The sequence below is a fragment of the Pseudarthrobacter sp. S9 genome, assembly GCF_050156545.1.
Classification (GTDB): Bacteria; Actinomycetota; Actinomycetes; order Actinomycetales; family Micrococcaceae; genus Arthrobacter.
Window position 1 is genome coordinate 185313 of the sequence record NZ_CP189576.1, and the last position, 14261, is coordinate 199573.

Consider the following 14261-nt stretch of genomic DNA (forward strand, 5'->3'; position numbering starts at 1 on the left):
GTTCTCAGGCTTCGGGCGTTCCCGGGGCCTTGCCGGCGAGCACCCGGAAGCGCCGCACGAAGGGGAACTGGAACGTGGTGCGGCGCGGCAGGGCGTAGGCCAGCAGCGCGGCGATGGCAAAGACGATCGCCTTGTCCATGGGGTCCGAGATGAGGGCCTGCTTGGTGATGGCGGCGAGCAGGGTGTCCCCCATGGCGCGGAAGGCGCTGACGATCGCGCCCGTGCCGATGCCAGCGGTGCCGCCGAACACGAAGGCGGCGATCGGGGCGGACACTACGCCGGCCAGAATGCCGGTGATGAAGCCGGCCACGGGTGCCAGGTAGAAGCGGCGGAACAGTCCTCCGCGGGCGGCCAGGCCGGCAAGGAAGCCGATGAGTGCCGCGCCGGCCGCGAAGGGCAGGACGGTGGGGTTGAAAAAGGACCAGACGATGCTGCTGAGCGCGCCGGTGGCGGCACCGGCCGCCGGGCCGGCCAGGACAGCGATCAGGACCGTGCCGATCGCGTCGAAGTAGAACGGCAGCCCGGTGCTGCCCATGAGCTGGCCGAGGACGACGTTCAGCACCAGCGCAACCGGGATGAGGACCAGGGTGGAGGTGGGGAGGACGGGCAGCACGGCGACAATGAGAAGCCCCGTACCGAGCAGGAACCCGCCGAGGGCCACGAGGGCCGAGAAGCTGGCCGGGCCGTTGGCGATGTCCGCGGGCTGGGTGAGGACCAGGAAGATGTAGGTGGCGGCGATGGCCGCGGCACCCGCGATTTCCAGCAGGCGGCGCCCACGGCCGGCCGCCTGTCCAGGTGCGGGGACCGTCAGTGATGGCTGTGACATGGGGTGTTCCTTTGGTTGTGAGGTGCCTGCCGGGTGCGACTGTTCTGTTCCTGATACAGGCTCCCGCTACAGGTTCCTGATACAGCGGCCGGATGCAGCAAATGTGCGCCTATGTCACCTCGGCGCAGCTACCATCCTAGCGATCGGCGGGGACGCCAAGGAACACCCCACGGATGACTCCACGGGACGGGTCCGGAGCAGTTACCGCTAACGGCCGCCCAGCCGGCGGGCCAAGGCACCGACGGAGGAAATCAGCTCGTCAAAACAGTCTTCCGGATTGTTGTCGGAGACGATCCGGGCGTTGGGCGGCAGTCCCCAGAGTCCGCGGAAGTCGGCCACCGTGGTGCCGATGAGCAGCGGGGACCCGGTCTCGATGTCGACCGTGGCCAGCCGCGCGGCGAACGGCGTGCGCTCCACGGCGGCGCACGCCGCAAAGGCGTCGTGCATATGCGCCACATACCCCTGGTCATAGAGGCGGTGGAATTCCATGTAGAACCGGATCGCGTCCGACAGGCACGCGACCAGCGGGCTGCTGGAGGTGCTGCGCAGCCCCTCGGGCTGTTCGGGCAGGACGAGCTCGGGCCCGGCGGCGCCGGCGGCCTCCGCGAGCCGCCGCAGATGCTCCGGCCGCATTTCGATCCGCTCCGTGGTTTCCAGGGCGCACACCAGCGGAAGCTTGTCCTCGGGCAGGCCGCGGTACGCCTCAAAGACCTCCTTGGCCGCGTGCGGGTCCACCGAGACGTTCCATTCCGCCGTCGGCGTCGTGTTGCCCTGGTAGTAGAAGCTCCCGCCCATGATGACAAGTCCCTTGAGCAGCAGCGGGAGTTCCGGTTCGCGGCGCACGGCCAGGGCGAAGTTGGTCAGCGGGCCGGTGATCAGCCCGGTGATCTCCCCCGGATGCGCACGGACCTCCTCCACCCAGACGTCGACGGCGTGCCGCGGCGAGATCTGCTGGGCGGGCGACGGCAGCGCGGCGTAGCCGATCCCCTGCGGCCCGTGGGTCTCTTCCGTCGTGACCAACGGGATTTCCAGCGGCACCTCGGCCCCGATGGCGACCTCGATCCCCTGCCGGCCGCACAGCTGAAGCAAGGCCAGGTTGTTCAGCGCCACCTGCCGGGCCCCGACGTTCCCGGCGGTGCAGGTGATGGCCTGCAGCCGGACGTCGGGCCGGGACAGCAGGTAGACCAGAGCCAGGGCGTCGTCGATCCCGGTGTCGACGTCCATCAGGACGGAATGCATCAGTACAGCACCTTTAGAACAATCCCTCTCAGAACAGCGCGACCTTCGGCGTCCTCGGGAAAAGGTCGTCGATTTCGGCCAGCTCCGCAGCGCTCGGCTTCCAGGCGACGGCGGCGGCGTTCTGCCGGACCTGTTCGGGCTTGGTGGCGCCGGCGATGACGCTGCTGACCGAGGGCTGGGCGGCGAGCCAGGAGAAAGCGACCTGGATTTCGTTGAGGCCGCGCGCCGCGGCGAAGGTGCCGAAGGCATCCAGCTGCTCCCAGTCCGCGTCGTGGACCAGGTGGGTGCGGGTATGGCTCAGCCGGGACCCCGCAGGAGCGGTGTCCGGCGCGTACTTGCCGGTGAGCAGGCCGTTGGCGAGCGGGAAGTACGGCAGCACGCCCAGGCCGTAGGCTTCGGCGGCGGGCGTGACCTCAAGCTCGGCGCGGCGGTCCAGCAGGTTGTAGTGATTCTGGGTCGAGATGAAGCGTGCTCCGCCGCGGGCCCGGGCCACGAATTCTGCCTCGGCAATCTGCCAGCCGGCACGGTTGGAGTGGCCGATGTAGCGGACCTTGCCGCTGCTCACGAGCTCGTCGAGCGCCGCGAGCGTCTCGTCGATCGGCGTCAGGGGGTCCGGGGTGTGGAACTGGTAGAGGTCGATCCAGTCCGTCCCGAGCCGCCGCAGGGACGCCTCCACGGCCTTGATGACGTAACGGCGGGATCCGCGCGCGCCGAAGTCGTTGCCGTTGGCTCCCCGCACGTCCATGCCGAATTTCGTGGCCACGACCGCGTCGTCACGGCGCCCGGCGAGGGCCTTGCCCAGCATCGTTTCGCTGAGGCCGGGCTCCCGGCCGTAGTTGTCGGCGACGTCGAAGAAGGTGATGCCGGCATCCAGCGCTTCATGCACGACGGCGTCGGTGCCCTCCTGCGATTCGGTCGCCGTGCCCGACCGGCCCAGGTTGTTGCAGCCGAGTCCCACGACGGAGACAGTCAATCCGGAATTTCCCACGCGGCGGTATTCAGTCATGAATTCACCCTATAACGGCCGGACGCGCCTCCCGGTCTGGCGGTCGGGAGGCTGTCGGGAGGCGGCCGGGAGGCGGGAGTGCCGGAGCCGGCCCGGCTAGCCCGCGGGCAGCTCCAGGTCGTGTTCGTCCATGGCGTCCTGGATCTGGGCCAGGGTGCGCGGGCAGACCCCCGGCATGCCGGCAAGCCGGCGTTCGCCGAGCTGCACGAGCTGTTCCAGTGTTTCCACCCCCGCGTGCGCAAGAGACCTGCGGGCGGGCGTCGCGATCCCGCGCGGAAGCGGGGTGCGGCCTGGTTCAAAGGACTTCGGCGTCATGGCGGTTGCCTTCCAGTTGGTTGCCCCCAAACTGATGTGTTCCTTGCAATGCAAAATGCCGGTGAAACGCGGTACGAACTTCGTGAGTGAATCTCAGAGAGTGAAGTATGGAGAATTAAAGGGTAAAGCTGTTGGCCGGCTTCGGCGAGTGCTTGACCTTGAACGTGTTCTCTCCGAACGGTGCGGCGCCGATGCTCAGCTTGGTGAAGTCCAGGTCCTCGCCGCGGATGCACACCTTGATGGCGTTGACGGTCTTGTTGACGTCCGGGGTCAGGCAGAAGATGTTGAGCTTGGCGTCGGAAAATTCGGAGCGGTCCACAACGCCCAGGCCGCGCCAGGCCAGGTGGCTGATCAGGGCGTCCTTGGCCTTTTCTTCCAGGTAGCGGTCCCGGATTGTGCCGTCCTTGGTCTTCAGGGCGTACTGGGCCACCACCCAGAACTGCTCTTCCTCCGGGATCTCGGCGTAGCCGTCCTCGGCGCACTGCACAGCAAAGGCCGCCATGAGGCCCTCGGCAGCGGCGGCGTCAGCGACGTCGGTTTCTTCGGTCGTGCTCTGGTGCCCGACGACGCCGTGGTTCATCACGAACTGGCTGTACTCCTCGTCAAACCAGGCTTCCCGGAATTCGAGGACCCCTTCTTCGTTGCGCTTGTAGACCCGGATAATTCCGCTCATGTGCCAGTTCCTTCCTGGACCGTACGGCAACAGCACTGGGGTGGTGCCGTCGGACGGTATTTGCTTCTCAGAAATTACTTCTCAAACGTGCTGGCTACAGCAGCGGCAGGCTGCCGGTGCTGGGGTGTTCTTGGCCGGGCAGGGGGCGTGCGAACGGCACCTTGGTCCCCAAAACCTGCGCGACGACGTCGTGGGTGACTTGCTGGGCGGTCAGGCCGACGCGTTGGAGCACTTGGCTCCGGGTTCCGTGATCCAGGAACTCCACCGGGAGCCCGACCTCGTTGAGGGCCGTATCCACACCGGCGGCACGCATCTCCTGGCGGATCCGCGAGCCGACGCCGCCGGCGCGCACGCCGTCCTCGATGCAGATGACGAGCCGGTGGTGCGAGGCGAGGGCGATGATGGAGTTCCGGACCGGCAGGACCCAGCGGGGGTCCACGACGGTGGAACTGATGCCTTGGGCGCCGAGCCGGTTGGAGACATCGAGCGCGAGTTCGGACATCGCGCCGACGCTGACAATCAGGACGTCGTTTTCCGTGGAGCCTGAGGGGCGGCGGGCGAGCACGTCCACGCCGTCGCTGAGGCGCTCAAGGGCTTCGACCTCGGCCCCGACGCTGCCCTTGGAGTAACGGATCACGCTCGGTGCGTCCTCGATGGCCACGGCTTCGCGCAGTTCCTCCCGTAGCCGGGTGGCGTCGCGGGGTGCCGCCAGGTGCAGTCCGGGAACAATCTGGACCATGGCCATGTCCCACATGCCGTGGTGGCTGGCGCCGTCCGGTCCGGTGACCCCGGCCCGGTCCAGGACGATGGTCACGCCGGCCTTGTGCAGGGCCACGTCCATCAGAAGCTGGTCGAAGGCGCGGTTCAGGAACGTCGCGTAGACGGCGACGACGGGGTGCAGTCCCCCGAATGCCATGCCGGCGGCCGAGGTGAGGGCGTGCTGTTCGGCGATGCCGACGTCGAACACGCGCTCCGGGTGCCGGGCCGCGAACTTGTGCAGCCCGACCGGGATCAGCATGGCGCCGGTGATGCCCACGATGTCCTTGCGCTCGTCCGCGATGTCGGCGATCTCATCGGCGAAGACGGAGGTCCAGGACTTCGCGCCGCCGGCTTCCGTGGGTTCGCCCGTCTCGGGGTCGATGATCCCGACGGCGTGGAACTGGTCGGCCTCGTGGGCGCGGGCGGGCGCGTAGCCGTGGCCCTTTTCCGTCATGGCGTGCACGATCACGGGTCCGGCGTAGTTCTTGGCCGTGGAGAGGGCATGCTCCATGGCCTGGAGGTTGTGGCCGTCGACAGGGCCGATGTACTTCATGCCGAGGTCCTCGAACATGCCCTGCGGCGCCCACCAGTCCTTGAGGCCCTTCTTCATGGCATGCAGGCTCTTGTAGGTGAACTGTCCTACGGGGCCGCCGTTCTGCAGTTTCCGCTTCCACCATTCCAGGGTGCCTTCATAGGCGGGGGCGGCGCGGAGGGAATCGATGGTGGGGCGCAGGGAGGCGAGGTAGTCGGCGAAGCCGCCCACGGTCGGCGCGTAGGAGCGGCCGTTGTCGTTGACGACGATCACGACGCGGCGTTTCTTGTCCGCCGCAATGTTGTTGATGGCCTCCCAGGCCATGCCGCCGGTCAGGGCGCCGTCGCCCACGACGGCGATCACGAAGCGGTCCCCGTCGCCGGTCAGCTGCCGGGCGCGGGAGATGCCGTCGGCCCAGGACAGCGAGGAGGAGGCGTGCGAGCTTTCGAGGATGTCGTGCTCGGATTCGCCCCGGTCAGGGTAGCCGGACAGGCCGCCCTGCTGGCGGAGGGTGCTGAAATCCTGGCGTCCGGTGAGGAGTTTGTGCACGTAGGACTGGTGTCCGGTGTCGAACACGATGCTGTCGCGGGGGGAATCGAAGATCCGGTGGACCGCGATGGTCAGCTCGACGACTCCGAGGTTCGGGCCCAGGTGCCCTCCCGTCTGGGAGACGTTGCCGATCAGGAAGTCCCTGACCTCGGCTGCCAGCCGATCCAGCTGCGCCTCGGACAACTTGCTCAGGTCCTGCGGATTCCGGATGGTATCCAAGATTCCCAACGGCCCCTCCTTCGGATGGTAGACATACCTTTTAACTCTAACGCCTCGGACCCAGCCGCCGTGCCGGAACGTGAAGGCCCCGGCCGGTCAATGACCGGCCGGGGCCTTCACGATGCGCCTGGCTGCCTGATGCGCAGGCTACTCCACTAGTTAGCGGAGATCTGGCGCAGCACGTACTGCAGGATGCCGCCGTTGCGGTAGTAGTCCGCCTCGCCCGGGGTATCGATGCGCAGGACCGCATCGAAGGACTTGGCGGAGCCGTCAACAGCGGTGGCGGTGACCTTGAGGGTCTTCGGCGTGGTGCCTTCGTTCAGGGCGGTGACGCCCTCAACAGCGAAGGTTTCCGTGCCGGTCAGCCCCAGGGTTGCGGCGGATTCGCCGGCCGGGAACTGCAGGGGCAGGACGCCCATGCCGATCAGGTTGGAGCGGTGGATGCGCTCGTAGCTCTCGGCCACGACAGCCTTGACGCCCAGGAGCGCGGTGCCCTTGGCAGCCCAGTCACGGGACGAGCCGGAGCCGTACTCCTTGCCTGCCAGGACCACCAGCGGGGTGCCGGCAGCCTGGTAGTTCTGGGCGGCGTCGTAGACGTAGGCCTGCGGGCCGTCGGCCTGGGTGAAGTCGCGGGTGAAGCCACCCTCGACGCCCGCGCCGTCGTTGAAGTCAGCAAGCAGCTGGTTCTTGATGCGGATGTTCGCGAAGGTGCCGCGGATCATGACTTCGTGGTTGCCACGGCGCGAGCCGTAGGAGTTGAAGTCCTTCCGTTCCACACCGTTGGCCAACAGGTACTGCCCGGCCGGGGTGTCCGACTTGAAGGAGCCGGCCGGTGAAATGTGGTCCGTGGTGACCGAATCGCCGAGCTTGAGCAGCACGTGGGCGCCGCTGATGTCCGTTACCGGATCCGGCTGTGCTTTCATGCCCTCGAAGTACGGGGGCTTCCGCACGTAGGTGGAGTTCGGGTCCCAGGCGAAGGTGTCGCCTGCCGGGGTGTCGAGTGCCTTCCAGCGGTCGTCGCCGTCGAAGACGCCCTCGTAGCCGCGGGCGAACATGTCCTTGTCGATCGAGGAATCGATGACCTGCTGGACCTCGACCGGGTTCGGCCAGATGTCCTTCAGGAAGACGTCGTTGCCGGCCTCATCCTGGCCCAGGGCGTCGGCGTCGAAGTCGAAGTCCATGGAACCGGCCAGGGCGTACGCGATGACCAGCGGCGGGGAGGCCAGGTAGTTCATCTTCACGTCCGGGTTGATCCGGCCTTCGAAGTTGCGGTTACCGGAGAGCACGGCCGTGACGGAGAGGTCGTTGGCCTGGATGGCCTCGGAGATTTCGGCGTCGAGCGGTCCGGAGTTGCCGATGCAGGTCGCGCAGCCGTAGCCCACGATGTAGAAGCCGAGCTTCTCCAAGTACGGGGTCAGGCCGGACTTCTCGTAGTAGTCGGTGACCACCTTGGAACCGGGGGCGACTGAGGTCTTGACCCACGGCTTGGAGGTCAGGCCCTTGTCGACGGCGTTGCGGGCCAGCAGTGCGGCGGCCAGCATCACGGACGGGTTGGACGTGTTGGTGCAGGAGGTGATCGAGGCGATCGAGACCGCGCCGTGGTCCAGTTCGAACTCGCGGCCGTCTGCGGTCTTGATGTGCACCGGGCTGCTCGGACGCCCGTCGGCGCCGTTGGCCGCGGACTCCACACGCTCGATTTCCGTGGTGTGGGAATCGGCGTGCGTGAAGGAGGGCGGATCCGAGGCCGGGAAGGACTCGTCCAGGGACTCGTCCACGCTGCCGGCGTCGAGCGAAACGTAGTTGTGGATGTCCTTGCGGAACTGCTCCTTGGAATTCGTGAGCTCGATCCGGTCCTGGGGACGCTTCGGGCCTGAGATGGAGGGGACAACCGTGGACAGGTCCAGCTCGAGGTACTCGGAGAACTTGATCTCGCGGGAGGGATCGTGCCAGAGGCCCTGTTCCTTCGCGTAGGACTCCACGAGGGCCACGTTTTCCTCGGACCGGCCGGTGAGGCGCAGGTACTCGAGGGTGACGTCGTCGATCGGGAACATGGCGGCCGTGGAGCCGAACTCCGGGCTCATGTTGCCGATCGTGGCGCGGTTTGCCAGCGGCACAGCCGCGACGCCTTCGCCGTAGAACTCCACGAACTTGCCGACCACGCCGTGCTTGCGCAGCTGCTCGGTGATGGTCAGGACGACGTCGGTGGCGGTGGCGCCGGCCGGAATGGATCCGGTCAGCTTGAAGCCCACGACGCGCGGGATCAGCATGGAGACGGGCTGGCCGAGCATGGCAGCCTCGGCTTCAATGCCGCCCACGCCCCAGCCCAGCACGCCCAGGCCGTTGACCATGGTGGTGTGCGAGTCGGTGCCGACGCAGGTGTCCGGGTAGGCACGGAGGACTGTGCCTGTTTCGGTGTCCACCTCGCGGGTCATGATGGTGCGGGCCAGGTATTCGATGTTGACCTGGTGCACGATGCCGGTTCCCGGCGGGACCACCTTGAAGTCGTCAAACGCGGTCTGGCCCCAGCGCAGGAACTGGTAGCGCTCACCGTTGCGCTGGTATTCGATCTCCATGTTGCGCTCCAGCGCGCCGGAGTTGCCGAAGACGTCGATCTGCACGGAGTGGTCGATCACCATTTCGGCCGGTGCCAGCGGGTTGACCCGCTTGGGGTCTCCGCCGAGTTCCTTGACGGCCTCACGCATGGTGGCGAGGTCCACTACGCAGGGCACGCCAGTGAAGTCCTGCATGATCACGCGCGCCGGCGTGAACTGGATTTCAGTGTCGGGCTCGGCGCTGGGATCCCAGCCGGCCAGTGCGCGGACGTGATCGGCCGTAATGTTGGCGCCGTCCTCGGTCCTCAACAGGTTTTCAAGCAATACCTTGAGGCTGAACGGAAGGTTTTCTGCACCTTCAACGGAGTTCAACCGGAAAATTTCGTATTCGGTACCGGCTACATTAAGTTTGCCTTTTGAACCGAAGCTGTCCACAATGCTCATCGCAGGACTCCTCTCGCAACAGTTTCATCTTTGTCGCGCCGCCGACCCCTTACTAGTTAGGTCAGCCTAACTAGTACAAGCATCAGTGCAAAGTCGTACGGATTGCTGGCACTGAATACAGGGATCAGCCGTGAAGTCGGAGCGCGACGACGGACTACTCCGCCCATCCTAGTGGTTTCAGCGCTGGGGAGTCAGTAACGCCACCGTCTCCATGTGATGGGTGTGCGGATACAGGTCGAAGGCCCGCAGGCCTGCCAGCCCCCAGCCGCCCTCCTGGAAGTAGCCCAGGTCGCGGGCGAATGACGCCGGATCGCAGGAAACGTAGGCGACGGCCCGGGGTCCGGCCCCGATCAGCTGGTTCACGACGGACTTCCCGGCACCGGCCCGGGGCGGGTCCAGCACGAGGGCGTCGAAGTTGCGCGGTTTCTGGCGCAGCACCCGTTCCACCCGCCCCTGGACGATCTCCACCTGGGTGGCGTCGTGGAGGTTCTTGCGCGCATCCCGGCTGGTGCCCGGCGAGCCTTCGACCGACAGCACGGAGCCGGTCACGCCCACGGCATCGGCCAACGGCGCCGTGAACAACCCGGCGCCGGCGTACAGGTCGGCCACCACGCCCCCCGGTGCGAGGTAGCCGCCGTCGTGCAGGAAACCGGTGACGGCCCCCACGAGGGTGTCCGGGGCGTCCCGGTGGATCTGCCAGAAGCCGTCGCCGGTGACGCGGTATTCGTGGCCGGCCGCGGTTTCCTGCACGTAGGTGCGGCCGCGCAGCTGCAGCACCTCCCCCTTGGCGGGATCGAAGCTCGCCACGGAAACGTCGTCGGGCAGCTGGGCGAGGATGGCGCTGAGGCGCTTGGCCCGGGTTCCCGGGGCGGGGACCAGCAGCACGAGCGGGCGGGAGCCGTTGGCCGGGGCCGCGACCTCGACGCGGTCGATGCCCTGCAGGTCGATCTCCCAGAGCCGGATCGCATTGATGCCGTCCACGGCTAGCGGCATCTCGCGGACGGGCAGGACGGAATCGGAGCGGTGGGCGTGCATGCCGAGCTTGCCGCCCGGTGTCACGGCGAAGCCCGCGCGGGTCCGCCAGCCGAGGCCTGCCGGCCTTGCAGCTGCCGTGCCTGCTGCCGCCGCCAATCCGGGGGCGGGCTCCCCCACGGCTTCCACTTCCGGTGAAATCTCGACGCCGGCCAGGCGCCGCAGCTGTTCGGCCAGCACCTCGGCCTTGAGGCTGCGCTGGCGTTCCAGTGAAATGTGGCCCAGTTCGGCGCCGCCGACAGGCGGGTGGCGGTGGGACCAGGAGCGGCGGGAATCGGCGAGGTCCCAGAAATGGTCCACGCGGTCCGGGGATGCCTCGAGGACTTCCACCACATCGGCGCGCCAGAATTTGGCCGCCGCGCCGTCGTCGGTGACCCGGACCCGGACCTTTTCGCCGGGGATGGCGTGCCGGACAAACACCACGCGTCCCTCGTGCCGGGCCACGCAGTGCCCGCCGTGGGCGACCGGCCCGACGTCGACGACGAGGTCGGTCTGGGCGTGCGTCTGGGTGTCGGGGCTCATTGGATATCCTGCAGTCTCTTGGCTTCTTCGGAGGACTTCAGCTGCCACGGCACGCTCGCCACCATGACGCCGGGTTCGAAGTGCAGCCGGGTCTTGATCCGCAGCGCGGTCTGGTTGTGGACCAGCTGCTCCCACCATTTGCCCACCACGTACTCGGGGATGTAGACCACGATCAGGTCACGCGGCGAGTCACGCCGCATGTTCGTGATGTACTCCATGATCGGCGTGACCGTTTCGCGGAACGGGCTGGCGAGGACCGTCAGCGGCACCGGGATTTCCAGCTTCTCCCAGTCCGCGAGGGTCTGCTCGGTCTCTTCCGGGCTGATGTCGACCGTGATGGCGTCCAGCCGCGAGGGGCGCGAGGCGCGGGCGTAGGCGAGGGCCCGCAGGACCGGCTTGCGGACGTGCGAGACCAGCAGCACGGCATGCACCCGGGTGGGCAGCGCCCGCGGTGAGGAGTCCTCGTCCACGGCCAGTTCCTTGGCCACGTTGTCGTAGTGTGCCCGGATGCTCCACATGATGAGGAACAGGACGAACATCGCCAGCAGCGCGATCCAGGCGCCCTGCTCGAACTTGGTGATGAGGACAATCACCAAGACGAGGGAGGTCATGGCGAAGCCGATCATGTTGATGGTGCGGGACTTGATCATCCGCAGCTTCACCGCAGGGTCCTTGGCGAGCTTCAGTTCCCGGCCCCAGTGCCGGACCATGCCCAGCTGGCTCATCGTGAACGAAATGAAGACGCCCACGATGTAGAGCTGGATGAGTTTGGTGACGTCGGCGTTGAAGGCGATGATCAGCACGAGGGCGCCGGCGGCCAGCGCCAGGACGCCGTTGCTGAAGGCCAAGCGGTCTCCCCTGGTGCGCAGCTGACGCGGCAGGTAGCCGTCCTGGGCCAGGATCGAGCCGAGGACGGGGAAGCCGTTGAAGGCGGTATTGGACGCGAACACCAGGATCACGCCAGTGGCGGCGACCACGATGTAGAACGCGATGGATCCTTCGCCGAAGACGGTCTGGGCGATCTGGCTGATGGCCGGGTTCTGGATGTAGTCCTCCGCCGGCGGCTTCCCGCCCAGGAGGAATTCCTTGGCCGGGTCCAGGACGATGTGCACCTTCGTGGCATTCGCCAGGTAGATGATGCCGGCCAGCATGGAGGAGGCGATCACACCGAGCAGCAGCAGCGTGGTGGCCGCGTTCTGGCTCTTGGGTTTCTGGAAGTTCGGCACGCCGTTGCTGATGGCCTCGACCCCGGTCAGCGCGGCGGCGCCGGAGGAGAACGCCCGGAGCAGCAGAAAGGCGCCGGCCAGGCCGACCATCCCTTCGTCGAAGCCGGCCTGCGGCACGATTTCGAAGGCGGCGGAGGGCGCTTCGCCGAGCTGGCCGTTCACGGCCTGGAAGATACCGACGGCGGTCATGCCCAGGATGGAAGCCATGAAGATGTAGGTCGGCACGGCGAAGACGCTGCCGGCTTCGCGGATGCCCCGCAGGTTCACGAGGGCCAGGATGACGACGCCGATCGTCGCGATGACCGCCTGCTGGCCGTGGAGCGAGGGGACGGCTGTGGTCAGGTATGCGGCGGCCGAGGACATCGACACGGCGACGGTCAGCACGTAGTCCACGAGCAGCGCAGCCGCGACGGTCAGTCCCGCGTACTTGCCCAGGTTCACGTTCGCGATCTCGTAGTCGCCACCGCCGGACGGATAGGCGTGGACGTTCTGGCGGTAGGAGGCGACGACGGTCAGCAGGACCACCATGACGGCCAGGCCCACCCACGGCGAGAACGCCACCGCGCTGACTCCGGCAAGGGCAAGCGTCAGGAGGATTTCATCCGGCGCATACGCCACGGAGGACAGCGCATCCGAAGCGAAGATGGGAAGCGCAATCCGCTTCGGCAACAGGGTGTGGGCCAGACGGTCGTTCCGGAAGGGCCTCCCTACCAGCACCCGCTTCACGGCATTGAAAATTGTCAGCACCACACAAAGCTAGTCTGATTCGGACGCGATGTCATGACGGCGAAGTCCCGAACCGCCGGTGCGGCGCCGCGGTGCCGGGACTTGGCCTCCGGACGCCGCGTGGCCGGTAGAGTTTTACGCAGTATCCGACGCAGAACCTGCAGACACAGAACCTACAGACACAGAAGCAAAGAGGAGGCACGTGTGGCGCACTTCGTGATCATGGGTTGTGGGCGTGTGGGCGCAACCCTGGCGCACACGCTTGAGGACGCCGGCCATTCGGTGGCCATCATCGACCAGGACGACCGTGCCTTTCGGCGGCTCCGGACGGGTTTCTCCGGCCGCAAGGTCACCGGCGTCGGCTTCGACCGGGAGACGCTCAAGCGGGCCGGCGTCGAGGAGGCGTATGCGTTCGCGGCCGTCTCCAGCGGCGACAACTCCAACATCCTGGCCACCCGCGTGGCCCGCGAGACCTTCCACGTCCCCCACGTGGTGGCTCGGATCTACGATCCGGGCCGCGCGGAGATCTACCAGCGCCTCGGCATCCCCACGGTGGCCGCGGTGCGCTGGAGCGCCGACCAGGTGCTCCGCCGGATCCTGCCCGAGCAGCATATTGCCGGCGATTTCCGGGAACCCTCGGGCCGGCTCGTCCTCGCCGAGGTGGAGCTCAACCCCGGCTGGGTCGGGCACCCCGTGACGTCGATCGAGAAGGCTGCGGGCATCCGCGTCGCCTACCTGACCCGGTTCGGTGAGGGCATGCTGCCCGGGGCCGGTACCTCGTACCAGGACGGCGACACCGTCCACGCCATGCTGAACGTGGACCGCAGCTCCGAGGTCGCCCACATTCTTGCCCAGTCCCCCGCCAAGGAGTCCTAAGTGAAAGTCGTCATCGTCGGTGCGGGAAGCGTCGGTTCTTCGATCGCGCGCGAACTGCTGGCCCACAAGCACGAAATCCTGCTGATCGATCTGAAGCCGGAGGTGATCGGCCGCAGCGGGCTGCGCGGCGCCCACTGGCTGGTCGGCGATGCCTGCGAACTGAGCACGCTGCAGGACGCCAAACTGGAGGACGCCGATGTCGTGGTCTCCGCCACCGGTGACGACAAGGTCAACCTCGTGGTCTCGCTGCTGGCCAAGACGGAGTTCGGCGTCGGCAGGACGGTCGGCCGGGTCAACAACCCCAAGAACGACTGGATGTTCGATGACTCCTGGGGCGTCGACGTCGCGGTTAACACCCCGCAGCTGATGACCGCACTCGTGGAAGAAGCGGTGGAGATCGGCGACCTCGTCCGGCTGCTGACGCTCCAGACGGGAGTGTCCTCACTGGTCGAGTTCACGGTCCCCCACGATTCGCACGTGATCGGTCTGACCGTGGGCGCTGTCCAGTGGCCCGAGGACTCCACCCTCGTGGCGATCCTGCGGGACCAGGCGCCGATCACACCGAGCCGGGATGACGTGCTCGACGGCGGGGACGAGCTGTTCTTTGTGACCACGATCGCGGCCGAGGACGAACTCCGCGCCCTGCTCGCGCCCGAGTCCCTCGTTGATGAGCAGCACCCGGTGACCTCGGACCAGCACGGCCACGGGAACCAGCCGGCCGGGGATGACGGCTTCGAGGGCTAGTTCGCGGTTGCGCTATCAGCA

Annotated in this window: 11 protein-coding genes; 2 read left to right on the forward strand and 9 right to left on the reverse strand. The window is 67.1% G+C overall.

Translation table 11 applies throughout. The annotated features are described in order from the left end of the window. Positions 1-4: 4 nt before the first annotated feature. The 9 genes from ACQCSY_RS00955 to ACQCSY_RS00995 all read right to left on the reverse strand — a co-directional run bounded on the left by ACQCSY_RS00955 (position 5) and on the right by ACQCSY_RS00995 (position 12641). Positions 5-826: an ECF transporter S component gene (locus ACQCSY_RS00955; RefSeq protein WP_427132410.1), complete on the reverse strand. Its 822-nt coding sequence runs from the start codon at positions 824-826 to the stop codon at positions 5-7. Between the two features lie 207 nt (positions 827-1033). After that, positions 1034-2065 (reverse strand): nucleoside hydrolase, encoded by a 1032-nt coding sequence (locus tag ACQCSY_RS00960; protein WP_427132412.1) that lies wholly within the window; start codon positions 2063-2065, stop codon positions 1034-1036. Positions 2066-2093: 28 nt separating this feature from the next. Then, positions 2094-3071 carry an aldo/keto reductase gene (locus tag ACQCSY_RS00965; protein WP_427132414.1) on the reverse strand — a complete coding sequence of 326 codons (978 nt, stop codon included), beginning with the start codon at positions 3069-3071 and terminating at the stop codon, positions 2094-2096. A 96-nt stretch (positions 3072-3167) separates the two neighbouring features. Continuing rightward, a complete protein-coding gene (locus tag ACQCSY_RS00970; RefSeq protein WP_427132416.1) occupies positions 3168-3416 on the reverse strand; it encodes a hypothetical protein in 249 nt (82 codons plus the stop codon). 85 nt (positions 3417-3501) lie between these two features. Further along, positions 3502-4059, reverse strand: a complete 558-nt coding sequence (locus ACQCSY_RS00975; protein WP_427132418.1) for a hypothetical protein — start codon at positions 4057-4059, stop codon at positions 3502-3504. Positions 4060-4153: 94 nt separating this feature from the next. Further along, entirely contained in the window at positions 4154-6127 is a 1974-nt protein-coding gene (gene dxs, locus ACQCSY_RS00980; RefSeq protein ID WP_427132420.1) for a 1-deoxy-D-xylulose-5-phosphate synthase, read from the reverse strand. A 146-nt stretch (positions 6128-6273) separates the two neighbouring features. Then, on the reverse strand, positions 6274-9114 hold the full coding sequence (locus ACQCSY_RS00985; protein ID WP_427132421.1) for an aconitate hydratase: 2841 nt from the start codon (positions 9112-9114) through the stop codon (positions 6274-6276). A gap of 177 nt (positions 9115-9291) precedes the next feature. Continuing rightward, positions 9292-10668: a class I SAM-dependent RNA methyltransferase gene (locus tag ACQCSY_RS00990; protein ID WP_427132423.1), complete on the reverse strand. Its 1377-nt coding sequence runs from the start codon at positions 10666-10668 to the stop codon at positions 9292-9294. Next, complete coding sequence (locus ACQCSY_RS00995; RefSeq protein ID WP_427132425.1) at positions 10665-12641, reverse strand: APC family permease; 1977 nt, start codon at positions 12639-12641, stop codon at positions 10665-10667. The genes ACQCSY_RS00990 and ACQCSY_RS00995 overlap by 4 nt, the downstream gene beginning before the upstream one ends. A gap of 183 nt (positions 12642-12824) precedes the next feature. Between ACQCSY_RS00995 and ACQCSY_RS01000 the strand changes: the two genes are divergently transcribed. Next, positions 12825-13496: a potassium channel family protein gene (locus tag ACQCSY_RS01000; RefSeq protein WP_427132427.1), complete on the forward strand. Its 672-nt coding sequence runs from the start codon at positions 12825-12827 to the stop codon at positions 13494-13496. Next, positions 13497-14240 (forward strand): potassium channel family protein, encoded by a 744-nt coding sequence (locus tag ACQCSY_RS01005; RefSeq protein ID WP_427132429.1) that lies wholly within the window; start codon positions 13497-13499, stop codon positions 14238-14240. The last annotated feature ends 21 nt before the right edge of the window (positions 14241-14261 follow it).